The 26,002-nt window shown below is 68.1% G+C and carries 26 protein-coding genes and 1 tRNA gene; 18 read left to right on the plus strand and 9 right to left on the minus strand.

Features of this window, described 5'->3' with window-relative positions:
- The first annotated feature begins 2 nt into the window (after positions 1-2).
- Positions 3-75: transfer RNA gene (locus ITJ43_RS00815), tRNA-Glu, on the plus strand.
- 56 nt (positions 76-131) lie between these two features.
- On the opposite strand, the gene ITJ43_RS00820 is transcribed toward ITJ43_RS00815, so the two are convergent.
- Both ITJ43_RS00820 and ITJ43_RS00825 read right to left on the minus strand, forming a co-directional pair.
- Positions 132-1,247 carry a DUF4349 domain-containing protein gene (locus ITJ43_RS00820; protein WP_194581233.1) on the minus strand — a complete coding sequence of 372 codons (1,116 nt, stop codon included), beginning with the start codon at positions 1,245-1,247 and terminating at the stop codon, positions 132-134.
- Entirely contained in the window at positions 1,244-1,807 is a 564-nt protein-coding gene (locus ITJ43_RS00825; RefSeq protein WP_194582382.1) for an RNA polymerase sigma factor, read from the minus strand. The genes ITJ43_RS00820 and ITJ43_RS00825 overlap by 4 nt, the downstream gene beginning before the upstream one ends.
- Before the next feature lie 213 nt (positions 1,808-2,020).
- On the opposite strand from ITJ43_RS00825, the gene ITJ43_RS00830 reads away from it, so the two are divergent.
- The 7 genes from ITJ43_RS00830 to ITJ43_RS00860 all read left to right on the plus strand — a co-directional run bounded on the left by ITJ43_RS00830 (position 2,021) and on the right by ITJ43_RS00860 (position 9,534).
- A complete protein-coding gene (locus ITJ43_RS00830) occupies positions 2,021-3,019 on the plus strand; it encodes a TerC family protein (protein WP_194581235.1) in 999 nt (332 codons plus the stop codon).
- Between the two features lie 150 nt (positions 3,020-3,169).
- A complete protein-coding gene (leuC, locus tag ITJ43_RS00835) occupies positions 3,170-4,615 on the plus strand; it encodes a 3-isopropylmalate dehydratase large subunit (RefSeq protein ID WP_194581237.1) in 1,446 nt (481 codons plus the stop codon).
- Position 4,616: 1 nt separating this feature from the next.
- Positions 4,617-5,213: a 3-isopropylmalate dehydratase small subunit gene (gene leuD / locus ITJ43_RS00840; RefSeq protein WP_194581239.1), complete on the plus strand. Its 597-nt coding sequence runs from the start codon at positions 4,617-4,619 to the stop codon at positions 5,211-5,213.
- A gap of 72 nt (positions 5,214-5,285) precedes the next feature.
- Complete coding sequence (gene murA / locus ITJ43_RS00845; RefSeq protein WP_194581241.1) at positions 5,286-6,644, plus strand: UDP-N-acetylglucosamine 1-carboxyvinyltransferase; 1,359 nt, start codon at positions 5,286-5,288, stop codon at positions 6,642-6,644.
- On the plus strand, positions 6,641-7,426 hold the full coding sequence (locus ITJ43_RS00850) for a lysophospholipid acyltransferase family protein (protein WP_194581243.1): 786 nt from the start codon (positions 6,641-6,643) through the stop codon (positions 7,424-7,426). The genes murA and ITJ43_RS00850 overlap by 4 nt, the downstream gene beginning before the upstream one ends.
- Before the next feature lie 13 nt (positions 7,427-7,439).
- Positions 7,440-8,552 (plus strand): NAD(P)H-dependent glycerol-3-phosphate dehydrogenase, encoded by a 1,113-nt coding sequence (locus ITJ43_RS00855; protein WP_194581245.1) that lies wholly within the window; start codon positions 7,440-7,442, stop codon positions 8,550-8,552.
- Positions 8,452-9,534: a D-alanine--D-alanine ligase family protein gene (locus ITJ43_RS00860; RefSeq protein WP_194581247.1), complete on the plus strand. Its 1,083-nt coding sequence runs from the start codon at positions 8,452-8,454 to the stop codon at positions 9,532-9,534. Before ITJ43_RS00855 ends, ITJ43_RS00860 begins: the two co-directional genes overlap by 101 nt.
- 22 nt (positions 9,535-9,556) lie before the next feature.
- Here ITJ43_RS00860 and ITJ43_RS00865 read toward each other — a convergent pair whose 3' ends face one another.
- On the minus strand, positions 9,557-10,036 hold the full coding sequence (locus tag ITJ43_RS00865; RefSeq protein WP_323741083.1) for a DUF3515 family protein: 480 nt from the start codon (positions 10,034-10,036) through the stop codon (positions 9,557-9,559).
- 22 nt (positions 10,037-10,058) lie between these two features.
- Here ITJ43_RS00865 and thiL point away from each other — a divergent pair, with 22 nt between their 5' ends.
- Positions 10,059-11,042, plus strand: a complete 984-nt coding sequence (thiL, locus tag ITJ43_RS00870) for a thiamine-phosphate kinase (protein ID WP_194581249.1) — start codon at positions 10,059-10,061, stop codon at positions 11,040-11,042.
- A 44-nt stretch (positions 11,043-11,086) separates the two neighbouring features.
- Here the strand turns inward: thiL and rsmD are convergent, their stop codons facing one another.
- Together rsmD and ITJ43_RS00880 are read right to left on the minus strand one after the other, a co-directional pair.
- Positions 11,087-11,644 carry a 16S rRNA (guanine(966)-N(2))-methyltransferase RsmD gene (rsmD, locus tag ITJ43_RS00875; RefSeq protein WP_194581250.1) on the minus strand — a complete coding sequence of 186 codons (558 nt, stop codon included), beginning with the start codon at positions 11,642-11,644 and terminating at the stop codon, positions 11,087-11,089.
- A gap of 19 nt (positions 11,645-11,663) precedes the next feature.
- Positions 11,664-12,242, minus strand: coding sequence for a 1-acyl-sn-glycerol-3-phosphate acyltransferase (locus ITJ43_RS00880; RefSeq protein WP_194581251.1), 579 nt, complete (start codon positions 12,240-12,242; stop codon positions 11,664-11,666).
- Positions 12,243-12,334: 92 nt separating this feature from the next.
- Between ITJ43_RS00880 and ITJ43_RS00885 the strand changes: the two genes are divergently transcribed.
- From ITJ43_RS00885 to mutM, 6 genes are all read left to right on the plus strand, one after another.
- Complete coding sequence (locus ITJ43_RS00885) at positions 12,335-14,503, plus strand: ATP-dependent DNA helicase RecG (RefSeq protein ID WP_194581252.1); 2,169 nt, start codon at positions 12,335-12,337, stop codon at positions 14,501-14,503.
- 70 nt (positions 14,504-14,573) lie between these two features.
- Positions 14,574-15,071 carry a pantetheine-phosphate adenylyltransferase gene (coaD, locus tag ITJ43_RS00890; protein ID WP_194581253.1) on the plus strand — a complete coding sequence of 166 codons (498 nt, stop codon included), beginning with the start codon at positions 14,574-14,576 and terminating at the stop codon, positions 15,069-15,071.
- 49 nt (positions 15,072-15,120) lie between these two features.
- The gene (locus ITJ43_RS00895; RefSeq protein WP_194582384.1) at positions 15,121-15,669 is read left to right on the plus strand and encodes a YceD family protein; all 549 of its coding nucleotides are present in this window, start codon (positions 15,121-15,123) and stop codon (positions 15,667-15,669) included.
- A 2-nt stretch (positions 15,670-15,671) separates the two neighbouring features.
- Complete coding sequence (gene rpmF / locus ITJ43_RS00900) at positions 15,672-15,881, plus strand: 50S ribosomal protein L32 (RefSeq protein WP_005050211.1); 210 nt, start codon at positions 15,672-15,674, stop codon at positions 15,879-15,881.
- Between the two features lie 16 nt (positions 15,882-15,897).
- Positions 15,898-16,590, plus strand: coding sequence for a ribonuclease III (gene rnc, locus ITJ43_RS00905; RefSeq protein WP_194581255.1), 693 nt, complete (start codon positions 15,898-15,900; stop codon positions 16,588-16,590).
- Complete coding sequence (mutM, locus tag ITJ43_RS00910) at positions 16,583-17,491, plus strand: bifunctional DNA-formamidopyrimidine glycosylase/DNA-(apurinic or apyrimidinic site) lyase (RefSeq protein WP_194581257.1); 909 nt, start codon at positions 16,583-16,585, stop codon at positions 17,489-17,491. Before rnc ends, mutM begins: the two co-directional genes overlap by 8 nt.
- Positions 17,492-17,497: 6 nt before the next feature.
- Here mutM and ITJ43_RS00915 read toward each other — a convergent pair whose 3' ends face one another.
- Both ITJ43_RS00915 and ITJ43_RS00920 read right to left on the minus strand, forming a co-directional pair.
- On the minus strand, positions 17,498-18,583 hold the full coding sequence (locus tag ITJ43_RS00915) for a GNAT family N-acetyltransferase (protein WP_194581259.1): 1,086 nt from the start codon (positions 18,581-18,583) through the stop codon (positions 17,498-17,500).
- Between the two features lie 56 nt (positions 18,584-18,639).
- Positions 18,640-18,888, minus strand: coding sequence for a hypothetical protein (locus ITJ43_RS00920; protein WP_194581261.1), 249 nt, complete (start codon positions 18,886-18,888; stop codon positions 18,640-18,642).
- 275 nt (positions 18,889-19,163) lie between these two features.
- Here ITJ43_RS00920 and smc point away from each other — a divergent pair, with 275 nt between their 5' ends.
- The 3 genes from smc (at position 19,164) to ITJ43_RS00935 (ending at position 24,195) form a co-directional block, all read left to right on the plus strand.
- The gene (gene smc / locus ITJ43_RS00925) at positions 19,164-22,676 is read left to right on the plus strand and encodes a chromosome segregation protein SMC (RefSeq protein ID WP_194581263.1); all 3,513 of its coding nucleotides are present in this window, start codon (positions 19,164-19,166) and stop codon (positions 22,674-22,676) included.
- Between the two features lie 91 nt (positions 22,677-22,767).
- The gene (gene ftsY, locus ITJ43_RS00930; protein WP_194581265.1) at positions 22,768-23,640 is read left to right on the plus strand and encodes a signal recognition particle-docking protein FtsY; all 873 of its coding nucleotides are present in this window, start codon (positions 22,768-22,770) and stop codon (positions 23,638-23,640) included.
- Positions 23,641-23,694: 54 nt separating this feature from the next.
- Complete coding sequence (locus ITJ43_RS00935) at positions 23,695-24,195, plus strand: DUF2004 domain-containing protein (protein WP_194581267.1); 501 nt, start codon at positions 23,695-23,697, stop codon at positions 24,193-24,195.
- A gap of 45 nt (positions 24,196-24,240) precedes the next feature.
- Here ITJ43_RS00935 and lipA read toward each other — a convergent pair whose 3' ends face one another.
- Together lipA and lipB are read right to left on the minus strand one after the other, a co-directional pair.
- Positions 24,241-25,269, minus strand: coding sequence for a lipoyl synthase (lipA, locus tag ITJ43_RS00940; RefSeq protein ID WP_194581270.1), 1,029 nt, complete (start codon positions 25,267-25,269; stop codon positions 24,241-24,243).
- Complete coding sequence (gene lipB, locus ITJ43_RS00945; protein WP_323741115.1) at positions 25,266-25,940, minus strand: lipoyl(octanoyl) transferase LipB; 675 nt, start codon at positions 25,938-25,940, stop codon at positions 25,266-25,268. Before lipB ends, lipA begins: the two co-directional genes overlap by 4 nt.
- Positions 25,941-26,002 lie beyond the last annotated feature (62 nt).

Raw genomic sequence — 26,002 nt, forward strand, 5'->3', positions numbered from 1 at the left:
ACGGCCCCATCGTATAGCGGCCTAGTACGCCGCCCTCTCACGGCGGTAACGCGGGTTCGAATCCCGCTGGGGTCACTCACAACGACAGAAGCCCGGTCCACACGGACCGGGCTTCTGTCGTTTGTGCGCGTCTAGTCGTCGACGGGCGCCTTTGCGCGCTGTGTCCGACGCCGCAGCATCCGTCGCACGAGCCACACCACGACTGTCGCGACCAGCACGACCGCGACCCACGGCAAGAGGAACCCGATCGCTACGACGAGACCGTTCAGCGTGGCGACGAGGCCGTTCCACCCGGCGCCGATGCCGTCGCCGAAGCCCGCCGGGTTCGCGGCGACGGTGGGGGCCGGCTCGACGAGCGAGACGCTCAGCGTCGACATCTGCACCTGCGACTGCGTCCACGACAGCTGCTGACGAAGTGATTCGAGCTCCGACTGCCGCTGCGACAAGGCCGACTCCGCGGAGATGAGATCGGCCGTCGACGTGGACTGGCCCATCAGCTCGGTCAGTCGGGCGACGGATGCCTCCAGCGCCGACACGCGCGCTTGCAGGTCGAGGGTCTCGGTCGTCACGTCGTGGCGGTCGACCTGCGAGGAGGTGACAGTTCCGTACTGGGAGAGGCCGGCGATCGCGTCGGCGAGGCGGTCTGCGGGCACGCGCACGGTCACCCAGGCGCCCGGCGTCTGCGCAACGACCACGCGGCTGTCGGTCATCGGTTCGACGGGCGTCCCGGAAGCACCGCCGGTGCTCTGCGACTCGACGTACCCGCCGGCAGCGACAGCCGCGGCGCCCACCGCCTGTGCCGCAGCCGCGGTGTCGTCCACCTGGACGGTCGCCGATGCTGTCGTCGCGACCTGGCGCTGGGCGCCGGAGCCCGCCGCACTGTCCGCTGCGCCGCTGCCCGACATGCTGGCGCTCTTGCCGTCGGTCATTCCGAGATCCGCGGCGGGCCCGCCCTCGGCCCGCATCGCGGGCAGCTCAACGGATGCCGTGGTGGAGGCGCTGCGTGAACCCCCGGTCAGCTGCGGGGCGATCACCGCGGCCACGGCGATCAGCGCGGCGGCCGCGGCGCCACCCATCCAGAAGCGCCCCCGTCGCACCGCGCGCACCCGCGCGCGCTCGGCGGATTGCCAGTGGGCGGATTGGCGCTGCGCGGAGCGCTCCTCGGCGATACGGGCGAACAGGTTCTGTTCGATCTCGTCGATACGGTCCTGCCCCAGTTCGGGAAAGGTGGTGCGTTCGGTGTTCATGACCCCTCCGGTGCAATGGTGGTGCGCAGCGCGCTGCGGATGCGGGAGAGACGATTGCGAACGACGCCGTGCGATACGCCGAGGTGTTCCGCGGCTTCCTGGTAGCCGTAGCCCTCGGTGGCGCACAGCCGGAAGATGCTCTGGTCGAGTTCGCTGAACGACGACAGCTCTGCCGCGATGCGCTCGGCCAGCTGCCCGTCGATCACCTGCCTCTCGACGTCCACCGCAGCCGGAACCGACTCGGCGACCGGTCCGCCGAGGTGGGCGCGATCGCGTTGCTGGCGGCGGATCCGATTCGCCGCCTGGAACCGGCAGATGGTCACGAGCCAAGGCAGCAGCGACGGGCTCTGCAGCTCCAGCTCCGGCAGCTTGCGCCAGGCCGCGAGGAAGGTCTCCTGAGTGACATCCTCCGCGTCGTGCGTCGTGGCGACGAGGTCGTGTGCGATCCAGTAGACGGGTCGCACATACGCGCGGTAGAGCGCGCGGAACGCGGTGTCGCTGCCCGCGGCGGCCGCCGCGACCATCTCCGCGTCCGTGCCGGTACCGGTGTGCTCGATCATGGTCTCCTCATCGTCTCTCACCCGGTAAGTGTCCGCATCGGCCGGATCGTCTCGCCTGCGCCGAGACCCGGTATGGTTGAGCCCGCGAGAGGGAGTATCCCAGTCTCGCGCGTCCGTCATCACGGGCCCCGTCGTCGAGGCCCCGGGCGCGCGCCGCAGCAACGCTGTCGGGGGAGAGACTTTCGACGTTTCGTCATCCCTCGAAAGGCCTCCATGGACCTGCCCCTCTGGTTCGAGATCGGCTCGCTCGTCGTTCTGGTGCTCATCCTCGTCGCCGATCTGGCGTTGATCGTGAAGCGCCCGCACATCCCCTCGCCGCGGGAGTCGAGCCTCTGGGTCGGGTTCTACGTACTGCTGGCGCTGATCTTCGCGGGTCTGATGTGGTTCTTCGCGGGCGGGGAGTACGCCGGACAGTTCGTCGCCGGCTGGCTGACCGAGTACAGCCTCTCGATCGACAACCTCTTCGTCTTCGTGCTGATCATGGGTCAGTTCGCGGTACCACGTCGGTATCAGCAGAAGGTGCTGATGGTCGGCATCATCATCGCGTTGGTGCTTCGCGGTCTGTTCATCCTCGCCGGGGCGGCGATCATCGAGCAGTACAGCTGGGTCTTCTACCTCTTCGGCGCCTTCTTGGTCTATACCGCCTGGAAGCAGGCGTTCCCCGCCGCCGATCACGAAGACGACGTCAAGAAGGAATCGTTCGTCGTGCGGCTGCTCCGGCGCACGGTCGACATCAGCGACGACTACGACGGACCGAAGGTGCGCACGGTGGTGGGTGGCAAGCGGATGTTCACGCCCATGATCATCGTGTTCGTGGCGATCGGAATGACCGACCTGCTGTTCGCCCTCGACTCGATTCCGGCGATCTTCGGAATCACCCAGAGCGCGTTCATCGTCTTCACCGCGAACATCTTCGCGCTGATGGGGCTCCGCCAGCTCTACTTCCTGCTCGGCGACCTGCTCGACCGCCTAAAGTACCTGCACTACGGGATCGCCTTCATCCTCGCGTTCATCGGTGTGAAGCTGATCGCCCACGCGATGCACGAGAACGAACTGCCGTTCATCAACGGCGGACAGCACATCGAGTGGGCGCCCGACATCTCGACGTTGATGTCGCTCGCGGTGATCGTCGTTTCGATGGTCGTCGCCACGGGCGCCAGCCTGATCTCGGCGCGCAGGGAGCGGCGAGTGGGCTCCGGGACCGGGCTCTGACGATCCGTCGGCGATCCGCGCGGTGCTATTCTGAGGCCGTGCGGATCGCTCGCCTTCTCCTTAGCGGCCGCGACGAGACCTCGTTCTGAGCCCTCTCTCGTCGCGGAGTCCGTTGCGGGCTTGATCCTCTTATCTGGAGAACGAGACAGCATGAGCACCACGATTTCCGACCGTCCGCGAACGCTGGCCGAGAAGGTCTGGGACGACCATCTCGTCGTCAAGGGCGAGAACGGCGAGCCCGACCTGATCTACATCGATCTGCACCTCGTCCACGAGGTGACCAGCCCGCAGGCCTTCGACGGTCTCCGCGCCGAGGGCCGGCCCGTCCGGCGGCTCGATCTCACGATCGCCACGGAAGACCACAACACGCCGACGCTCGACATCGACAAGCCGATCGCCGATCTGACCAGCCGCACGCAGATCGAAACCCTCCGCCGCAACGCCGCCGAGTTCGACGTGCGACTGCACTCGCTCGGCGACAAAGAGCAGGGCATCGTGCACGTCGTCGGACCGCAGCTGGGGTTGACCATGCCGGGAATCACCGTGGTGTGCGGCGACAGCCACACCTCCACTCACGGTGCGTTCGGGGCGATGGCTTTCGGCATCGGCACCAGCGAGGTCGAGCATGTGCTCGCGACGCAGACGTTGCCTCTGAAGCCGTTCAAGACCATGGCCATCACGGTCGAGGGCGAGCTGAAGCCCGGCGTGACCGCGAAGGACATCATCCTCGCGATCATCGCCAAGATCGGCGCCAACGGGGGCCAGGGCTACGTTCTGGAGTTCCGTGGCAGCGCGATCCGCTCGCTCTCCATGGAGGGCCGGATGACCATGTGCAACATGTCGATCGAGGCCGGCGCGCGCGCGGGCATGATCGCCCCGGACGAGACCACGTTCGCCTATGTCAAGGACAAGCCGCACGCGCCGCAGGGTCAAGACTGGGACGACGCGGTGGCCTACTGGCGCACGCTGCCGAGCGACGAAGGCGCCGTCTACGACGCCGAAGTCTTCCTCGACGCCGCCGAGCTCGAGCCGTTCGTGACCTGGGGCACGAACCCCGGTCAGGGCGTCTCGCTGTCGGATGTCGTCCCCGACCCGGCATCCTTCGCCGACCCGAACGAGCGCGCCGCCGCTGAGCGTGCACTCCAATACATGGACCTGCGCGCCGGCACCCCGCTCAAAGAGGTGCCGGTCGACGCCGTCTTCATGGGGTCGTGCACCAACAGCCGTATCGAGGACCTGCGCGCCTTCGCGTCCGTCATCGAGGGCCGCCAGAAGGCGGACAACATCCGGGTCATGGTCGTCCCGGGCTCGGCTCGCGTGCGCCTGGAGGCGGAGGCGGAAGGGCTCGACAAGGTGTTCACCGCGTTCGGCGCCGAGTGGCGCTTCGCGGGCTGCTCGATGTGCCTGGGGATGAACCCCGATCAGCTCGCTCCGGGGGAGCGGTGCGCTTCAACGAGCAATCGCAACTTCGAGGGGCGCCAGGGCAAGGGCGGCCGCACCCACCTCGTGTCGCCGCTGGTGGCTGCGGCGACCGCTGTGCTCGGGCGTCTCGCCAGCCCGTCCGATCTGCCCGCTGTCGAGAAGGTCGGAGCCTGACATGGAGAAGTTCGCCACCCACACCGGCGTCGCCGCGGCGCTGAAGCGCTCAGCCGTCGACACCGACCAGATCATCCCCGCTGTCTACCTGAAGCGTGTCACCAAGACCGGTTTCGAAGACGCGCTGTTCGCGAACTGGCGTCAGGACCCGGACTTCGTTCTCAACCAGCCCGCCTTCGCGGGGGCGTCGATCCTCGTCGCCGGGGCTGACTTCGGCACGGGCTCCAGTCGCGAGCATGCCGTCTGGGCCCTGCGTGACTTTGGTTTCCAGGTGGTTCTCAGCCCGAAGTTCGCCGACATCTTCCGGGGCAATGCGGGCAAGCAAGGGCTCGTGACCGGTGTGATCGGCGAAGACGACCTCGAGGCGATCTGGGCGGCCATCGACGCGCAACCGGGCATCGAGATGACTGTCGATCTGCATGAGCGCACCGCCGTCCTCGGCGAACTCCGGGTCGCGTTCGACATCGACGATTACACTAGGTGGAGGCTCCTCGAAGGTCTCGATGACATCGGGCTGACGCTGCGCAACGAGGACAAGATCGCGCAGTTCGAGGCGCGCCGCGAGGCGTGGCGCCCGCGGACGCTCCCCGTTCGCTAGGACGGACCGCCCCACACGGGCGGTTCCCGTCTTCGATTTCCCGTCCTCGACACACACTGTGAGGTCCGATCCATGAACACCCTCTTGAGCGCTTCGGCGTCGACACCGGCAGAAGGCGAGGGCTCGGTCCTCGAGATCCGCGGCGGACGACCGCTGAGCGGACGGGTCGAGGTGAAGGGTGCCAAGAACCTCGCGACGAAGGCGATGGTCGCGGCCCTCCTCGGTGAGACGGAGAGCGTTCTGCGGGATGTGCCCGATATCAGCGACGTGAAGGTCGTCCGTTCGCTCCTCGAAGTGCACGGCGTGACCGTGACAGACGACGGCGAAGGCGCTCTGCGGCTGGATCCTCGCGGTGCGGTCTCCGCTCACATGGAGGAGATCGACGCGCATGCCGGTGCGTCTCGCATCCCGATCCTCTTCTGCGGGCCTCTCCTGCATCTGCTCGGGCAGGCCTTCATCCCCGACCTCGGTGGATGCCGCATCGGCGACCGTCCGATCGACTTCCACCTCGACGCCCTCCGCGCCTTCGGTGCGACCGTCGACAAGCTCCCCAGCGGAATCCGTCTCTCGGCCCCTGACGGGTTGCGCGGAGCGAACATCGCTCTGCCGTACCCCAGCGTGGGTGCGACCGAGCAGGTCTTGCTGACGGCCGTTCGCGCCAAGGGCACCACGGAGCTGCGCAACGCCGCGATCGAGCCCGAGATCATGGATCTGATCGCTGTGCTGCAGAAGATGGGCGCGATCATCTCCTACGAGCCGAACCGCGTCATCTTCATCGAGGGCGTCGACTCGCTGCGCGGGTACGACCATCGCAGCATCTTCGACCGCAACGAGGCCGCGTCGTGGGCATGCGCCGCGCTCGCGACCGACGGTGACATCTACGTCGGCGGCGCGAAGCAGCAGGAGATGCTGACCTTCCTCAACGTGTTCCGCAAGGCCGGCGGCGACTTCGACATCTACGAGGACGGCATCCGGTTCCGCCGCGGCGGGGCGCTGCGTCCGGTCATGGTCGAAACCGATGTCCACCCCGGCTTCATGACCGACTGGCAGCAGCCGCTCATCGTCGCACTCACGCAGGCCGAAGGCGTGTCTACGGTGCACGAGACGGTGTACGAGAACCGACTGGGCTTCACGCAGGCTCTCAACAAGATGGGCGCGAACATCGTCGTGCACGCCGAGGGACTTGCCAGCCCCGACCGCCGTGTACCCCGGCGTGCTCTCGAGCAGGCCGCCGTCATCACCGGTCCGACGCCGCTGCATGGCGCCGAGGTGGTCGTGCCCGACCTTCGCGGCGGTTACAGCTACGTCATCGCCGCGCTTGCCGCGGAGGGAACCTCGCGGGTCTCGGGCGTCGACATCATCCGGCGCGGATACGAGAAGTTCTTCGAGAAGCTCACCGCGCTCGGCGCCGACTTCGACGTCGTCGGATGACCGACGTGGTCCCTCCTGCTCGCCGTCGCGCCTCGCCGGAGAAGACCCGGCCGACGGTGTTCTGGCCGCTCGCGGCGATCATCGTCCCCGCCGTGGGCTGGTTTGCGAAGATCGAGGTCAGCGGGGCCGAGAACGTGCCCATCGAGGGTCCCTACGTCATCGCACCGAACCACTACAGCGAGTTCGACCCGCTGATCGTGGCGGTGGCGACGTGGCGCGTCGGTCGCGCCCCCCGCTTCATGGCCAAAGAGAGCCTGTTCCGGGTGCCGGTGCTGGGGGCTGCGCTGCGGGCGACGGGCATGGTTCCCGTGGCCCGCGCATCATCGTCCGCCTCGGCCAAACAGACGCTCCAGCAGTCCGAAGACCTGGTCACCCACGGTCGGGGCGTGATCGTCTATCCCGAAGGATCGCTCACGCGTGATCCGGAGATGTGGCCGATGCGCGGCAAAACGGGCGCTGTACGTCTCGCGCTGGCGTCCGGTGAGGCGATCCCGGTGATTCCGGCCGCCACGTGGGGCGTGCAGCAGATTCTGCCCCGCTACGGAAAGCTGCGCTTCTGGCCGCCGCGTCGTCGAGTGCGCGTGGTTTTCGGTCCGGCCACCGATCTGTCGGCCTATGCCGGCGCTGGCGCGAAGGGGTCGGCGAACCTCATCGCCGCCACGGACGCCGTGATGGCGGATGTGGCGGCGCTGCTCGGAGACTTGCGCGGTGAACAGGCTCCCGCTGAGCGGTGGAATCCGGCAGCTCACGGGCAGAACGAGACGGGTCGCCTTGAGTCGTAGAGGCGAGACCGCGATGCCTCGTGTCGCCGTGATCGGCGCGGGCAGCTGGGGAACGACGTTCGGCAAAGTGCTCGCCGACGGTGGGGCCCACGTGGTCATGTGGGCGCGCCGCGCGGAGCTGGCTCAGGAGATTCAGGAGGGGCACCGCAACAGCGAGTACCTCCCCGGAATCAACCTGCCCCGCACCATGTCGGCCACTTCCCACCTGTCCGAGGCCCTCGACGGCGCCTCCCAGGTGTATCTGGCGATCTCGAGCCAGGCGCTGAGACAGAACCTCAAGGCCGTGCGCCCACTGATCGCCGACAGCGATGCCGCCGTCGTGTCGCTGATGAAGGGCGTCGAAAAGCGCACCGGTCTGCGGATGAGTCAGGTGATCGAGCAGGAGTTGCGTTGCGATCCTTCGCGCATCGCCGTCGCCTCCGGACCGAACCTCGCGCTCGAGATCGCACGTGAACAGCCGACGGCGGCCGTGATCTCGTCGACGAGCCGGGAGACGGCGGAGGCGGTCGCGCGGCGGGCGCGCAACGACTACTTCCGCACCTTCGTGAACACCGACGTCATCGGCACGGAGTTCGGCGGGGTGCTCAAGAACCTGATTGCGGTAGCGATCGGGATCGTCGACGGTGTCGGGTACGGCGAGAACACGAAAGCGTCGATCATCACTCGCGGTCTCGTCGAGATGACGGATTTCGCCGTCGCGCAGGGTGCCCAGCCCGAGACGCTCCAGGGACTCGCAGGCCTCGGCGACCTCATCGCGACGTGTCAGTCGCCTCTCAGCCGCAACAACACCGCCGGACGCTTGCTCGGCCAGGGATACAGCTTCCAAGACGTCGTGAAGCAGATGAATCAGACGGCCGAAGGCCTGGCATCCGTCGCCCCTGTCCTGCAGCTCGCGCGCGCATCAGGCGTGCAGATGCCCATCGTGGAGCAGGTCAAGATGGTGCTGGACGGAACGATGAACCCGCGCGACATCGCGCCCCACCTGACCACCGATGACGACAAGCCCACCGGCGAGAGGACCCAGCATGGACAAAGCGGTAGTGGCGGTGCTCTTCGGCGGGCGTTCCAGCGAGCATTCGATCAGTTCCGCAACGGCGGGGGGAGTGCTGCGGGCGATCGACCGTGAGCGCTTCGACGTCGTGCCCATCGGCATCACGCGCGATGGCGCTTTCGTGCTCGAGGACGACGACCCCGACAAGTTCGCGCTGAACCCGGAGCGACTGCCCGAGGTCGTCGACAACGGCACGCGCATCATCTGGCCCGACTCGGTGCGTTCCCGTGAGCTCATGGTGAGGGATGCCGACGGCATCCGGTCGCTGGGCGATGTCGACGTCGTCTTCCCGATCCTGCACGGCCGTTTCGGCGAGGATGGCACGATCCAGGGGTTTCTCGAGCTGTTGGACCTGCCCTATGTCGGCGCCGGTCTGCTCATGTCGGCGATCGGCATGGACAAGCACACCACCAAGAGCGTCCTGAAGGCGGCGGGCGTTCCGGTGGTGCCCTGGGTCAGCGTGACCGAGCGTGCTCTCGACCGCGACAACGACCTGTGGCTGCGCCGTATCCGTTCGCTCGGTCTTCCCGCCTTCGTCAAGCCCGCGCGCGCGGGTTCGAGCGTCGGTGTGTCGAAGGTGTCGGACTGGGCGGAGCTGGACGCCGCGCTGACGACGGCGTTCGCCGAAGACGACACGGTGCTCGTCGAACAAGCGGTCGTCGGCCGTGAGGTTGAGTGCGGAGTGCTCGCCGGACGCGGCAACGATCCGGCGCGCGTCAGCGTCGCCGGCGAGATCGTGATCAGCGGACGCGAGTTCTACGACTTCGATGCGAAGTACCTCGACGCCCCCGGGATCGATCTGGTCTGCCCGGCCGACCTCCGGGAAGGCGAGCTGGCGGAAATGCAGCGCATCGCCTTGCGCGCCTTCGAAGCGGTCGGTGGCGAGGGGCTCGCTCGCGTGGACTTCTTCTTCACCGGCACGGAGTTCTTCGTGAACGAGGTGAACACGATGCCCGGCTTCACACCGATCTCGATGTTCCCCACCTGCTGGATCGCGTCTGGCATGACCTACCAGGAACTGATCAGCGAGCTGATCGACCTCGCCCGCGTACACTGACGCGGGTGCGCAGATCAGCGCATCACGAGGAGGGGCGATCGGTGCAGGAGCGTCCGTCGGTGGGGAGCTGCTGCACCGCCGACGAGAGCGCGCTGAGCACATCCCGGCCGCCGACCACATCGTAGTCGAGGTAGACCTGCACGGCGGGGGTGCGGCCGAAGCTCGTGAACCGGTACTTCGGCGCCTGCGTGTCATCCATGAGCCAGTCGATGCCGTCCACGGTCTGGCAGACGAGCGTCGACGGTCCCGGCGCGTCGAGTCCGCACGTCAGCAGCACGCTCGCCGGCGAGCCCCAGGCGCCCGTCGCCTGTGCATCGGTCCAGCGGCGCTGCTGGCCGTCGACGGTCGCGGGCAGCCGAGAGATGACCGCGGCACAGGCCGGATCGTTGGCGCCTTTCGCCGGCGTCATCGAGACCGTCGAGCTGCACCCTGCGGTGCCGAGGGCGATGCCCACCGCCATCGCCAGGGTCACGGGGACGGCGAACAGACGTGAGCGGAACACCACTCCAGGCTACCGTGGAGCCATGACCACCCCGCCCGCCCCGACTGTCCGCGACCTCGGCGAGCGAGAGCTTCTCGGTCGGATTCTGCGCGCACTCGACGGATCATCGCGCGCGCTTGTGGGGCCGGGTGACGACGCGGCCGTGCTGGCGGTGCCGGACGGCCGCGTCGTGGTGTCGACCGACACTCTCGTGCACGGGCCGGACTTCCGGTTGGCCTGGTCCAGCGGCAGCGATCTGGGATGGAAGGCGGCCGCGGTCAATCTGGCCGATATCGCGGCGATGGGCGCCCGTCCCACGGCGTTGTTCGTCGCGCTGACGCTGCCGGATGAGACGCCTGTCTCTTTCGTGGAGCAGCTCGCGGGCGGACTCCGGGCGGCGTGCGACGAGCTCGCTCCGGGGTGCGCCGTGGAAGGCGGCGACCTCACGGCATCCGATACCTTGACGATCGCCGTGACGGTGCTGGGATCGCTGGACGGGATGGAACCGGTGCTGCGATCCGGGGCGCGCGCCGGCGACGTGATCGCCGTTGCGGGTGAACTCGGCGCGGCGGCGCGCGGACTCGCACTGTTGTTCGACCGTTTCCGCGACGCGGATGGTGCGCCGATTGCGGTGGATGCCGCCGCTCTCACGCCCGCGGAGCGCGACGATCTCGCCGCGCAGCTGCGCCCGAGCCCACCGATATTTCGAGGGGCCCAGGCCGCCCGTGCCGGCGCTACCGCGATGATGGACGTGTCGGACGGGCTGCTTCTCGACGGGGCCCGCATGGCCGAAGCGTCGGGGGTACGCCTCGACCTGGATCCGGGGCTCGACGACCTCGCGTTGCGCGGGGGCGAGGATCACGCGCTGCTCGCGTGCTTTCCGCCGACGACGGCGATCCCCGACGGGTTCCGCCGCGTCGGCACGGTCGAGGCCGATGCCATCGCCCGCGTCACCGTCGGAGGAGTGTCGCCGTCGGGACGAGGGGGATGGGATCCCCATCGGGATTGGGACGCGGGCCGCGGCTGACGCTCACGCGGCCACCGCGGGCTCACGCCGGTCTCCGTTCCGGCTCACTCCGGTCGAACCCACCAGAGCGTCGTATCGCCGTAGGTGCGGCTGCGGTCGATGACCAGACCCGCCGGCAGCGTGGGCCGGGCCGACCGTGACGCCCGCTCGACGATGACCACGGCATCCGGTGACAAGCAGAGGGCGAGGGCGGCCAGCGTCGTGTGCAGTGCGTCGTCGTCGAGGTCGTACGGCGGGTCGACGAAGACGAGGTCGAACGGGCCGGAGGCTGATCGGAGGTAGGCATCCGCCGCGGCACGATGGACGCGCACCGGACGTCCGGGTACGGCCTTGGCGACGGCGCGGGCGTTGCGTTCGGCCACCGACGCGGCGCGCGGCGCCTTCTCGACGAGATCCGCGGACGCGGCTCCCCGGCTGATCGCCTCCAGTCCCAGCGCACCCGAGCCGGCGAACACGTCGAGGACGGCCGCGCCGTCGACGAGGCCGGCGGCGTCCAGAGCACCGAAGAGCGATTCGCGGACACGATCGCTCGTCGGGCGCGTCCCGGCATCCGGCACCGCGAGGGTGAGAGAGCCGGCCCGCCCGGAGATGATGCGCGTCACGGGAACACCCTACTGGGGCTCAGGCGGAGCCGTCGTCTTCGCTGCGCAGACGTGGTTCGGTGCGCCGCTGCGGACGAAATCCCGCCTTGTCGGCGTAGAAGGCGCGGATGCGCGTCATGTCGTGTCCGACATCGCCGGTGAGCTCGAGGGTCGGGCCGAGGCCCGTCGTCATCGTGGTGCGGTCGACGTAGCCGAGCGTGAGCGGCATGCCGGTCTCGCGCGCGATGCGATAGAAGCCGCTCTTCCAGTACTCGTTGCCACCGCGCGTGCCATCGGGGGTCACGACGAGTCCGAACACCTCACCGCCCCGGATGCGCGCGACGATCTCGTCCACCACCGAGCCCGCATCCGACCGGTCGACAGGGATGCCGCCGAGCGCGCGCATCACGCGACCTCGCCACCCGGCGAACAGCGTGTCCTTGCCCAGCCAGTGGATGCGCATGCCCAGACGCCACGAGATGGCGAGCATGAAGACGAAGTCCCAGTTCGAGGTGTGCGGCGCACCCACGAGTACGGTGGGGCGCGCCGGCGCGGGGGTGGAGTGCAGACGCCAACGGCTGCACAGCCAGAACACGCGGGAGAGAACGCCTCGGATCACCCGGAGACTCTACGGTCTGCTGCCTGGACATCCCATGCGCGCCGCTCGATCGCGGTGCGAGTGGTGTCTCCGGGCCTGAATAGACTCGATACATGCCCGCGTTCACGCTCGACACGACGTTGGTCGACGCGCTCGGGGCGGCAACGGCGAAGCTGTTCGAGCGGGCCTTCGGCATGTCGACCGTGGCCGATCTGCTGACCCACTACCCCCGTCGTTACGCGCGTCGCGGCGAGCTGACGCCGATCGACTCGCTGCCGCTGGGGGAGCAGGTGACGATCGTCGCGGAGGTGCGCTCGGTATCGTCCCGGCAGATGAGGCAACGCCGGGGCTCTCTTCTCGAAGTGGTGATCAGCGACGGCGCCGGAGCGCTGACGTTGACCTTCTTCAACCAGGCCTGGCGCGCGAACGACCTCCAGGTGGGCCGGCAGGGCATGTTCTCTGGCAAGGTCGGCCAGTTCCAGGGACACCAGCAGCTCGCCCATCCCGACTACACGCTGTTCGAAGACGTCGATGCGGCGCGTCTGAATGCCGAAGCGCAGCAGCACACGCCCATTCCGATCTACCCGGCGACCAGCACTGTGGCGACCTGGCAGGTGCAGAAGGCCGTCGGCACGGTGCTCGCGGGCCTGGACGTCGTGGCGGATCCTCTGCCGGCCTCGTTGCGCGTGGAGCAGGGACTCCTCGACGCACGCACGGCGATCGCGCGCATCCACGCCCCGGAGAGCTTCGACGAGATCGACGCGGCGCGACACACCCTGCGGATGCACGAAGCCTTCGTGCTCCAGACGGCGCTCCTGCAACAGCGGCAGGCGGTACGCGCGATGGCGGCGACCGCCCGGCGTCCGGGTGCGCTGCTGGAGAGCTTCGATGCGGCGCTGCCGTTCGCGCGTACCTCAGACCAGATCGAGGTCGGCGACCGCATCACCGCGGACATCCAGGGCGCGTGGCCGATGAACCGCCTCGTCCAGGGCGAGGTCGGCTCCGGAAAGACCCTCGTGGCGCTGCGCGCGATGCTGCAGGTCGCCGAGTCCGGCGGCCAGTCCGCGCTCATCGCACCGACCGAGGTCCTGGCGGCGCAGCATGTGCGCTCGATCGCGCGTATGCTCGGCCCGCGGCTCGCGCCGGAGCTCATGCCCACTCTGCTCACCGGTCAGCTCCCGGCTGCGGAGCGCCGCAAGGCGGCGCTGCGGGTGGCGTCGGGGCAGGCGCGGATCGTCGTCGGCACGCACGCGCTGCTGAGCGCGTCGACGACGTTCGCCGATCTAGGTCTGGTGGTCGTCGACGAACAACACCGCTTCGGCGTGGAGCAGCGCGAGACGCTCCGAGCCAAGGGCACGGCCCCGCACGTGCTCGTGCTCACCGCGACGCCGATTCCTCGCACAGTCGCGATGACGGTCTTCGGAGACCTCGACGTCTCCACCATCCGCACCATGCCGGCCGGGCGCGCCGGCATCACGACGCACGTGGCTCCGCTCGCCGAGAAGCCCGGGTGGTTCAGGCGGATCTGGGAACGGGCGGCCGAAGAGGTCGCCGCGGGGCATCAGGTCTTCGTGGTGTGCGCGGCGATCGACGCTGAGGCGACGGGGAAGGACGGGAAGGATGACACGCCTCCCGAGCCCGTGGAGGTGGAGGGTGAACAGCCGCGCACTCGTTGGGGCGTGGTCCAGGTGGGGGAGCTCCTCCGCGGCATCCCCGCCTTCGATGACCTGCGTGTCGAGATCTTGCACGGCCGCATGCCGGGCGAGCAGAAGGATGCCGTCATGCAGGCGTTCGCCCGCGGCGAGATCGATGTTCTGGTCGCGACGACCGTCGTCGAGGTGGGTGTCGATGTGCCGAACGCGTCGGCGATGATCATCCTCGAAGCCGACCGGTTCGGAGTGTCGCAGCTGCATCAGCTGCGCGGACGCGTCGGACGCGGCACCGTGCCCGGTCTGTGCCTGCTGGTCACCGAAGCCCCCGAAGGAACACCGGCCCGGTCGCGTGTGGACGCCGTGGCATCCACCATCGACGGGTTCGCCCTTGCGGAGGTCGACCTCGAGCTGCGCGGCGAGGGCGATGTGCTCGGCGACGCCCAATCGGGCGCGCGCAGCTCCTTGCGTCTGCTGCGGGTGGTCGCGGACGCCGACCTGATCGCGCTGGCTCGTGCGCGCGCCGAGGCGGTGCTGGAAGCCGACCCGCGGCTGACGGATCACGCGGGGCTGGTCGCCGCGATCGAACGTCGGGTAGGGCAGCAGGAGCGCGCGGCGCTGTCGAAGAGCTGAGGCACACGCGACTCGGCATCCGCGTCATCCCACGTCCGAGACCGGAATGTGCGCCGCTAGGCTGGGCCGCATGAACAACCGCATCGCGGTCGTCCCCGGCTCTTTCGATCCGCCGACCCTCGGGCATCTCGACGTCATCCGCCGAGCGGCCGCGCTCTACGATGAACTCCATGTGCTCGTCGTGCACAACCCCGGCAAAAAGGCGATGCTGCCGATCGCCCAGCGTCTGACCCTTCTCGAGCAGTCGATCGCAGAGGCAGACATCGCCGGTAGGGTGATCGTCGCGTCATGGAGCGTCGGGCTGCTCGTGGACTACGCACAGGATGTCGACGCCGGAGTGCTCGTCAAGGGCATCCGTTCGCAGATCGACGTGGCGTACGAGACGCCGATGGCGATCGTGAACCGGCACCTCGCGGACATCGAGACCGTCTTCCTGCTGCCCGATCCGTCCCACGCGCTGGTGTCGAGCTCGCTGGTGCGTCAGGTCGCCGGCCTCGGGGGCGACGTCTCGCCCTTCGTCCCCGCACCCGTGGCACGCTTCCTCGACACGGGCGTACGCGGCAACTGACGCCCTGGGCCTCCGAGCCCGTTACCATGGCGTAGTGGTCAGAAAGCATGTGAACGGTCCGTTCGTCTTTCCTGTTCGTGACATCGCTCACCGTGCGGGAGAGATGCGCGAGTTCGACGTCGACGTACCCGCTCCGGCGAAGTGGGGCGAAGGGTTGGTGGCCGTCGCTCAGGGCGAGCCCATCGACCTGCACGTGCGACTGGAGTCGGTGCACGAGGGGATTCTCGCCACCGCGGAGATCGACACGGAGTATTCCGGCGTCTGCGGCCGTTGCCTGATCGACATCGTCGAGCCTGTCGAAGTCGAGTTTCAGGAGCTCTTCGGGTATCCTGGAGCAGAAGCGGTTGACTTCGAGGTTCAAGACGACCACGTGGATCTTGAAACTCTCGTCAGGGATGCGATCGTCCTCTCGCTTCCGTTCCAGCCGGTGTGCCAGCCGGATTGCCCGGGGCTCGACCCCGAAACGGGCGAGAGGTTGGCCGCAGGAACCGTGCCGGAGATTCCGATCGACGAGCGTTGGGCCGCGCTGAAGGCCCTCACCCCAGACCATGACGACACGGCACCACGCCGCGTCGCCACCGATACAGAGAAGAGCTAGCCATGGCAGGTAACCCCCCGAAGCGGAAGGTCTCCCGCTCCAACACTCGTTCGCGTCGCGCGCAGTGGAAGGCGGAAGCTCCCACCCTCGTCAAGACCGTCGAGAACGGCAAGGTCGTCTACAGCCGCCCGCACCAGGCGAAGGTCGTCACCGACTCGCAGGGCACCGAGCTGTTCCTCGAATACAAGGGCCGCAAGGTCGCAGACATCTGATCGCGGCGGCCATCTGATGGCGGATGCCGTGATCGAGCACCGTGTGCTCACCGACAAGCTCGGGGTCGACATCGACCCCGAGCTTCTGTCGGTTGCTCTGACGCATCGTTCCTACGCGTACGAGAACGGTGGACTACCCCACAACGAGCGACTGGAATTCCTCGGCGACTCGATACTCGGCCAGGCGGTGACGGTGCATCTGTTCCGCACCCACCCCGACCTCGAAGAGGGGGCGCTCGCGAAGCGGCGTGCCAGTGTCGTCTCCACCGTCGCTCTGGCGGAGGTCGCACGGGGCATCGGTCTCGGCGGACACCTGAGACTCGGGCGCGGCGAGGACCAGACGGGCGGACGGGACAAGGATTCGATCCTGGCCGACACGATGGAGGCGGTCATCGGTGCGACCTACCTCTCGACCGGTCCCGATGCGGCAACGGCATTGGTGTTGCGGCTCGTGCGCCCGCTGATGGCGGATCCCGCCCGCTACGGCGCGGCGATGGACCCCAAGACGAGCCTGCAGGAGCTTGCCGCGCGCCTCGATCTGGCCCCGCCCGTGTACACGATCACCGCCGAAGGCCCCGACCACAGCCGCGTCTTCACGGCGACGGTCACCGTCGGTGAGCACCCGGGAACCGGCGTCGGAACGAGCAAGAAGCAGGCTGAGATGGCCGCGGCACTCGCGCTGTGGCAGCGGCTCAGCGACCGTGCCTGAACTGCCCGAGGTCGAGGTGGTCCGTGCGGGACTCGCGCCTGCCGTCATCGGGGCGCGTGTCGTGGCCGTCGATGCTCGCGACCCGAGAGCGCTGACGCGCCACAGGGGAGACCGCGAGGCCTTCGAGAGCGCGCTGACCGGGCATGTCCTCACTGGCGCGGCCCGTCGGGGCAAGTTTCTGTGGCTGCCGCTGGCTGCGGCATCCACGATCGACTCATCCCGCGCCGTCATCGCGCACCTCGGCATGAGCGGACAGATGCTGCTGCGGGCGTCGGGAGCTCCCGTGGAGCGCCACGAGCGTGTCCGACTCGACATCCGCCACCCCGATCATGGCGACCTCGCGGTGGTGTTCGCCGATCAGCGCACCTTCGGTTCGCTGGCGATCGACGAACTCGTCCCCACCGGCGATGGGCTGCCGGGCGGATGGGGCACCGACGCGGCCTCGGTTCCCTCGCAGGTGCGGCACATCGCGCGCGACCCGCTGGACGACGGCTTCGACGAGAGGGCCGTCATCTCACGCGTGCGTGGCAAGCGCTCCGCCATCAAGCGCGTGCTGCTCGACCAGACGGTGGTCAGCGGTATCGGCAACATCTATGCCGACGAAGCACTGTGGGCTGCGCGCGTGCATCCCGAGCACCCCGCTGACGCACTGACCCTCCCGGCCGCGCGTCGCGTCTTCGACGAGGCACGGGCGGTTCTGCTCAAGGCCCTCGCTGAGGGCGGAACGAGCTTCGACGCCCAGTACGTCAACGTGAACGGGCAAGCCGGCTACTTTGCGCACTCACTCAACGCGTACGCTCGCGCCGGCCAGCCCTGTCCGCGCTGCGGACGGCCCATCGTCCGGGCGTCGTTCATGAATCGCTCGAGCCACTACTGCCCGCACTGCCAGCGGCTGCGCTGACCTCGCTCACGTCAGCACCTTCTTCCACGCGCCGTTGTACGCGACCGGTACGAAGCCGATCGCCTCGTTGATATCCAGCATCGGGCGGTTCTCCTCCGCGTTGTACGTGATGACCTTGGGGGAGTCCGGCGCGATGTCTCGCCGCCAGGTGCGCAGTCCCGCGCACTTGACGAGCTGGCCCAGTTTGTGACCGCGGTGCTCTCGCAGCACCAGAGTGTCTTCCTGGTGGCTGGGTGCGCTGGGATCGGTGCCGAGAACGAGCTCGTTGAAGGCGACGAGGTCACCGGAGGCGATGTGCTGCGCCGCTGTGACGAGCTTGATGCGGCCCGACTCGACGTACTTCGCATCGTGGCGGGCGAGACGCTCGGCATCCCACGCCTCCTCGTCGAATTCCAGCTCGGCGCTGGGTGCATCGGTCGACATACGCGACTTCATCCATGCGAAGCCCTCCGCGTACTCGGCCGGCGTCGGTGCCTGCCACTGCACGATGCGATAGCCGGCTGATGCGGCGACAGCCTCGTCCCAGAGGCGAGCGACGGTGTCATCGCACGTGGTCAGGTCGAGGGCGCTCTGCCGTTCGATCTGCTCGAGCGAGTACCCGTGCCGAAGGTAGAAGCGCGCGGCATGGTCTTTCGGGATCGATCCGAATCCGGTGGGAGCGTGCAGGCGCTCACCGTCGGCATCCGGATGCTGCGCCCACGACTGGAGGACGCTGCGGTCATGTTCGCGAGCCGCTTGTTCGATCAGGGCGTGGCCGGCCGAGCCGATGCCGCGTCCGTGGTGGGCAGCCATGAGCTCGATCAGACAGAACGCGTTGCGCGAGCCGTCCTCGAGAGGGAGGTCGATGCCGACACGCCCGATGAACGCGCCGTCGAGGACCACCGCCCACGCGAGTCGGATCTCGTCGGGATCGGGCTGGTAGTGGGGGAGCAGCTCTTCAGGCAGCATCGCGTCGTCGTCGTTGCCGGCGATCTCGCGATAGACGAGGTTACGAACCCGCGTGAACTCTCGGAAGTCAGCGGCGTCCTCGTCGGCCATCGACGAGGGAACGGTGAGACGCCGGAACTCGAGGCCGGGAAGGTGAGTGGTCATGAGGTCTCCAAGGAGGTAGGCCGGGGGCGTCATACGTCGACGCCCCCGGAGTGGAATCAGAGGAACGGGAGGATCTGCCTGCGGCGCTGCCATTCGAGCTCGCGCTGCTCGCGCTCGCGCTGGGCGAGACGGATGCGGCGGCGTTCGGGATCGCTGGCATGGACGGCAGACGCGATGAAGGGATGCATCGTGCGCTTTCGTGAGTGGTCGAGCGCGAACGCGCTCAGGGCGAGGTGTGTGGCCGGGCTGCGGCGGAGTGCATGCTCATCACAGGGGACGAGTGCGGGTAGAGCGGACGCGAGCATTCGTGCCTGAACTCAGGCCGAACTCTGATCTCGCCGGTCAGCAGGTGCCGGTGAAGGCGTCGAAGGAGACGGTCCCCACGTGCTCACGGAACGAGATGGCGCGCATCGCGAATGCCGTGCTGCCGATGTTGTTCAAACGAATCATGTCAGGGACCTCCTTTCTCAACTTCTGACGCGATCTGTGACGATAGCGGCTGTTCTCGGCGCGCGTCAAGCCGGGGTTGGCGTGTCGGTCCGATAGCGTGGTTCGCACACCCACCCCGGAGGACGAGCGAATGCACCTGAAGAGCCTGACGCTCAAGGGCTTCAAGTCGTTCGCACAGCCGACCACTTTCGCGCTCGAACCCGGCGTCACGTGCATCGTCGGGCCGAACGGATCGGGCAAGTCGAATGTTGTCGACGCCCTGGCCTGGGTCATGGGCGAACAGGGCGCGAAGACCCTCCGCGGCGGCAAGATGGAAGACGTCATCTTCGCGGGAACGTCCACTCGCGGCCCGCTCGGTCGCGCGGAAGTCCAGCTCACGATCGACAACGCCGACGGCGCGTTGCCGATCGACTACAGCGAAGTCACGATCAGTCGAACGCTGTTTCGCAACGGCACGAGCGAATACGCGATCAACGGTTCGAGCTGCCGCCTGCTCGACGTCCAGGAACTGCTCAGCGACTCCGGTCTCGGTCGAGAGATGCACGTCATCGTGGGCCAAGGGCGCCTCGACAGCGTGCTGCAGGCAAGCCCCGAGGACCGCCGAGGCTTCATCGAAGAAGCTGCGGGAATTTTGAAGCACCGCCGCCGCAAGGAGAAGACGCTTCGCAAGCTCGAAGCGATGGAAGCGAACCTCACGCGCCTGAGCGATCTCGCGGGAGAACTCCGACGTCAACTGAAGCCGCTGGGCAAGCAGGCGGAGATCGCCCGCGAGGCGGCCACGATCGCGGCCGTCGTGCGCGACGCGAAGGCTCGCCTGTTCGCCGATGAACTCGTCACGCTCCGCACGCAGCTGGCCGACCATGCGCGCAACGAGCAGGAACGCAGTGCCGAGCGCCTCGTACTCCAAGACCAGTCTGAGCAACTGAAGCTGCGCATCGACAGCCTCGAGGCGCAGCAGCGATCCGAGGCTGTCGACGCGGCACGCGCGGTCGCCTTCGGCCTCGAACGTGTGCAGGAACGCCTGCGGGGACTGTTCTCGCTGGCCGGCCAACGCCTGGCGCTTCTGGAGGACGACGGAACGCTCGGCCTCGAGGTCGCCACGGTGAGTCAGTCGTCGATAGATGAGGCGCGAGCCGAAATCGACGAGATCTCCGCCGGTTTGGGTGACGCCCAGGATGCCGCGGAAGCCGCCGCTCGCGACGTCATGCGTGCGCGCGCCGAACTCGACGCGCTCGATGCCGACATCGCGGCGCAGAGCGCGCTCGTGTCTGCCCACGACATGCGGATCACGAAGCTCCGGGGCGCCGCGGATGCCGCGGCATCCCGCCTCGAGGCGGTGCGCGCGGCCGTCGAGCGTCAGCAGCGAGCCCTCGACGCCGCGCTGGCGCGACGGACCGAAGCGGAAGAGGTGCTCGCTGGCGTCGACCCGGATCTGGCTTCGGAAGGGTCGTCCGCCGAGCACGCCGCTGCTTACGAACGTGCGCAGCGCGACGCGACGACGGCGGAGAACGAGGTGAGCGCCTTGCGTGAGCGCCTGCACGCCGCCGAGCGGGAGCGCGAGTCTCTGACCGCCCAGACGGCGGCACTCGGCCGTGCGCTCGATGTGCGCAACGCCGCCGCAGAACTGATCGCTCGTGGGGGCGTCGGCATCCGGGGTCTCGTGGGCGACGAGGTGAAGGTCACGCCGGGCTATGAGGCAGCGATCGCGGCCGCTCTGGGCGCTCTCGCAGAGGGTGTGCTCGTCGACGACGGCGAGGCGGCGATCGCGGTAGCGCGCGACGCCCGCGAAGCCGATCTCGGACGTGTCGACATCGCCATCGCCGCCGCCCAATCGTTGCCCTCGCCCGCGTTGTCGGCGCCCGGGGTCATACCCGCAGCCGACGTGGTCACCGCTCCCGACGGCGTTCTCCGCGTGCTCAGCCGCACGGTGATCGCGGACGATCTGGATGCCGCGCACAGCGCGACCCGCGCGTTCACCGCCGCATCGGACAGCGGCCCCGTTACCGTTGTCACTCGCACCGGCGAGGTGCTGACCGCACAGACGGTCCGGGCGGGATCCGGGGCCGGACGGTCACGGTTGGAGCTCGCAGCAGAACGCGACGCCGCAGCCGAACGGCTTGCGGAGATCACGGTGGTGGCCGATTCTCTGCGGGAGGCTCTCGCCGACGCGCAGACCAGTTGGAATGACGCGCGCACGCGTACTCGCGACGCGCTGCAGAGCCTGCGCGAGCACGACGCCGCGCTCGCGGCGCACACCGAACAGGTCAACCGTGCGACGGTGCGGCATGAAGCCGCTGTCGCGGAGTGCGAACGACTCGAGGCCGGGCTCGCGCAGGCGTCATCCGCGGTCGCCGACGCCGAGCGAGCAGCACGCACCGCTGATGAGGCGCTGGAGAGTGCGCAGCAGGCGCCCCGCCCCATGCTCGACGCGTCGGCGCGCGACGGTGTGCTCGATGCGCTGGAAGTCTCGCGCGATCGTGAGATGCGTGCGCGCTTGGATGTCGAAACGCTCAAGGAGCGTGTGCGGGCGGGAGAGGCCCGCGTCGATCAGCTCGTCCGCCAGCGCGAACGCGAGCGCGCGGCCGCCGCAGAGGCGGCGCGGCGCGCGGTCATCCGCCGGGCGCAGCGCGAGCTCGCCGGGCAGGTCGCCGACGCATTGCCTCCTGTGCTCGATTCCGTCGACCGCTCCGTGACGCAGGCCCGCGTCGAGTTGCAGCTCGCGGAACAGGCGCGGACGGCGCTGACGGCGGAGCTCACCGCGCTTCGTGCGCATGAAGCGACCGTCCGGGAGCGCTTAGGACGTCTCACGGACAACGTGCACAGCATCGAGCTGCAGATGCACGAGAAGCGTCTGCATGTCACGAGCCTGCTGGAGCGAGTCGGCTCCGAACTGAGCCTCGACGAGAATATTCTCGTGGCGGAATATGGCCCCGACGTCCCGATTCCTGCCGACAGCGAGGGAAGCGATCCTTCGCCGTTCGACCGCGCGGTTCAACGTCGCCGCCTGCAGGATGCGGAGCGGAAACTCTCGCAACTCGGGCGCGTCAACCCGCTCGCCCTCGAGGAGTACGCCGCCCTCGAGCAGCGACACGCCTTCCTGACCGAGCAACTCGCCGACCTGGTTCAGACGCGCACAGACCTGCAGACGATCATCGCCGAGCTCGACGAGCGCATGCAGACGATCTTCCTCGCCGCGTTCGACGACACCCGCGCCGCATTCGGTGAGGTCTTCCCCATCCTGTTCCCCGGCGGATCGGGCAGCATCTCTCTCACCGATCCCGACAACCCGCTGACGACGGGCATCGAGGTATCGGTGCGACCCGTCGGCAAGAAGATCGAGCGGCTGTCTCTGCTCTCCGGCGGTGAGCGTTCGCTGGCGGCGGTGGCTCTGTTGACCGCGATCTTCATGGCGCGCCCGAGCCCGTTCTACATCCTCGATGAGGTGGAGGCCGCACTCGATGACGCCAACCTCGGGCGTCTGCTCGGTGTGTTCGAACGCCTTCGTGCATCGAGTCAGCTCATCGTTATCACGCACCAGAAGCGCACGATGGAGATCGCCGACGCGCTGTACGGAGTGTCGATGCGTCAAGACGGCGTCTCCGCCGTTGTCGGTCAGCGGGTGCGGGAACGCGAGACCGCCTGACTCGCGGTCACGGTGTACCCCGCATCCGTGGCGCCGAACCCGAAGCCCCGCAGGGAAGATCCCTCTCCTCGAGTCCCCGTAGGCTGAGAGCATGGCGGAGAACTCCTGGTCGCTCGGTCGCGCACTGCGCGGCATGTTCGTCAAACCCACGATCGACGAGAACACGTGGGATGACTTGGAGACGGCGCTGCTCACCGCCGATTTTGGCCCGGACATCACCGAACGTGTCGTCGACGAGCTCCGCGAGAAGGTCGAGCGCTTCCGCACGACCGACCCACGCGATCTGCAGCGCATGCTCAAAGAAACGCTCGAGGAGCACTTCGCGAAGTTCGACACGACTCTGCGCCTGACGGAGCGGCCGGCCGTGGTTCTGGTGGTCGGCGTCAACGGCGTCGGCAAGACGACGACGATCGGCAAGTTCGCCAAGTTCCTGCAGCGATACGACCGCTCCGTGGTCGTCGGAGCCGCGGACACCTTCCGCGCTGCCGCCGTCGATCAGCTGGCAACTTGGGCCGAACGCGGCGGGGCGGCAATCGTGCGGCCGCAGCACGAAGGGCAGGACCCGGCATCCGTCGCCTATCAGACCATCGACTACGCCAAAGCGCACGGGACCGAGATCGTTCTCGTGGACACCGCCGGGCGACTGCACACGAAGGGTGGGCTCATGGACGAGCTCACCAAGATCCGACGCGTCATCGAGAAACAGGCGCCGATCAGCGAAGTGCTCCTCGTGCTCGATGCCACAACCGGCCAGAACGGCGTGATGCAGGCCGAGGCCTTCCTCGAACACGCCGGCGTCACCGGACTGGTCCTCACGAAGCTCGACGGCTCGGCCAAGGGCGGCTTCGTCCTCGCGGTTCAGGAGCGCACCGGCATCCCCGTGAAGCTGCTCGGACAGGGCGAGGGCATCGGCGATCTCACCGGATTCACACCGCACGTGTTCGTCTCCGCTCTGGTTGACTGATGCGTGAGCGGGCGCGGGGTCGCGCGCAGGCGCGCGGGGTGGTTGCATAGGGTCATGGCGATCGAGCACGACTATTTCGGACTGCTGGAGTCCGGGCCCGACGGATCGATCTTCTGGTCCGAGGTGGTCGACTTCGCAGACCAGCGGGTCACGGTGGATCTGACCGCGCCCGACCAGGACGATGTCTCCGCCGCAGCCCTCGATGTCGCGGCGGCGATGATCACCTCCCTCGAACAGATCGACCTGCAGTCCCGCAACGCGATGGTCGCCGAACTCGATGACCGCACGAGCGAGGTAACGGAGTATCTGCTGCAGCAGCAGGAGACGCTCGGCGACGAGCTCGACGACGTTCTCGTGGACATCTCGGGCGACGTGCACATGGACATCATCCGGTCGCTGCAGCTGGTGAGCATGACGATTCTGGCCGATGAGCACGGCGGATCGGACCCGTTCGCCGTTCTCGAATACGCCCTCGATCCCGACGCCACCGACGAGGTGCTGCTGGTCAATCTGACCAGTGACGGCGACGTGCAATCCGTGACCAGCGCGGACTGATCCCGCCCCCGGCGTGCCCGTTTCTGGGCGGGGTATCGGCGCGCCTCAGACGGCTTGGGCGAAGCCCAGTTCGGCGGATGCCGCGAGGTGCGACAGGTGTTCGGGGATCTCCCGCCCCTTCGCCGTCATCGACTGCGCCCACAGTCGGCCGGCACGGTACGACGAACGCACGAGAGGCCCGGCGAGCACTCCGAGGAACCCGATCCGCTCCGCCTCTTCCTTGAACTCGACGAACTCCTGCGGACGCACCCAGCGAGCCACCGGCAGGTGACGCGGCGTCGGGCGGAGGTACTGGGTGATGGTGATGATGTCGGTGCCGGCGTCGTGCAGATCCTGCAGAGCCTGGACGACTTCTTCGGGCTCTTCCCCCATACCGAGGATCAGGTTCGACTTGGTGATCAGTCCGGCGGCCCGCGCCTGCGTCAGCACGTCGAGCGAGCGTTCGTAGCGGAATGCCGGCCGGATGCGCTTGAAGATGCGCGGAACGGTCTCGACGTTGTGGGCGAATACCTCGGGACGCGCGGCGAACACCTCATCGAGCAGGTGCGGCTCACCGTTGAAGTCGGTGGCGAGCAGTTCGACGCCGGTTCCGGGGTTGACCGCGTGGATCTGGCGGATCGTCTCGGCGTTCAGCCACGCGCCGCCATCGGGAAGGTCGTCGCGCGCGACACACGTGACAGTGGCGTACCGCAGCTGCATCCGCCGAACGCTGTCGGCGACGCGGCGCGGCTCGTCGGTGTCGTAGTCGGCGGGCTTGCCGGTGTCGATCTGGCAGAAGTCGCAACGACGCGTGCACTGAGAGCCGCCGATGAGGAAGGTCGCCTCGCGGTCTTCCCAGCACTCGTAGATGTTGGGGCACCCCGCTTCCTGGCACACCGTGTGCAGCTGCTCGCCCTTCACCAGAGAGTGCAGGGCCTGGTACTCGGGGCCCATCTTCGCCGTGGTCTTGATCCATTCGGGCTTTCGCTCGATGGGGGTCTGCGCGTTGCGCACCTCGAGGCGCAGCAGCTTGCGTCCCTCGGGCGCATTCGCCGTCCCGGTTTCCGCGCTCGCAGTCGCTCCGCAGGCGCTCATGCCGCCACCTCCGCGGGCGAGAAGGCCGCCCGGAAAGCCGTCGCCACCGCGTCTCGGATATCGGCTGGGGTCACATCGCGTCCGAGTACTTCGCTCACGGTCGTGACGCCGGCATCCGAGATGCCGCAGGGCACGATCTGTGAGAACGGCCGCAGTGAGTTGTCACAGTTGAGGGCGAAGCCGTGCATGGTGACGCCGCGCTGGACGCGTACGCCGATCGCGGCGATCTTGTCCTCGGAGAGGGGCCGACGCACCCAGACTCCGCTGCGGCCCTCGACGCGGTACCCGTCCACGCCGACGGTTGCGAGCACATCGATGAGAATCTGCTCGAGCCGACGAACGTGAGCGACGACGTCGACAGGTTCGGTGAGGCGCACGATCGGATATCCGACGAGCTGCCCCGGCCCGTGCCACGTGATCTTGCCGCCGCGGTCCACATCCACGACCGGTGTTCCGTCGGTGGGACGCTCGTGGCGCGCTGTGCGTGCCCCGGCGGTGAACACGGGTTCGTGCTCGAGGAGCAGCAGCGTGTCGGGGCGCTCGCCCGCGACGACACCCGCATGGATCTCACGCTGGAGCGACCACGCGTCGGTGTAGGGCACGAAGTCGGGCGCGAGGCCCACGGTCTGCACATCGAGCATGGTGTGCTCCTTCGGGAGAGATGTCGTGATGAGGAGGGATGTCGGAGTGGCCTATTGCTGCACTCAATCCAACAATACGCCTCGCTACAGTG

The organism is Microbacterium sp. VKM Ac-2870 (assembly GCF_015350795.1).
In the GTDB taxonomy this organism is placed as follows: domain Bacteria; phylum Actinomycetota; class Actinomycetes; order Actinomycetales; family Microbacteriaceae; genus Microbacterium.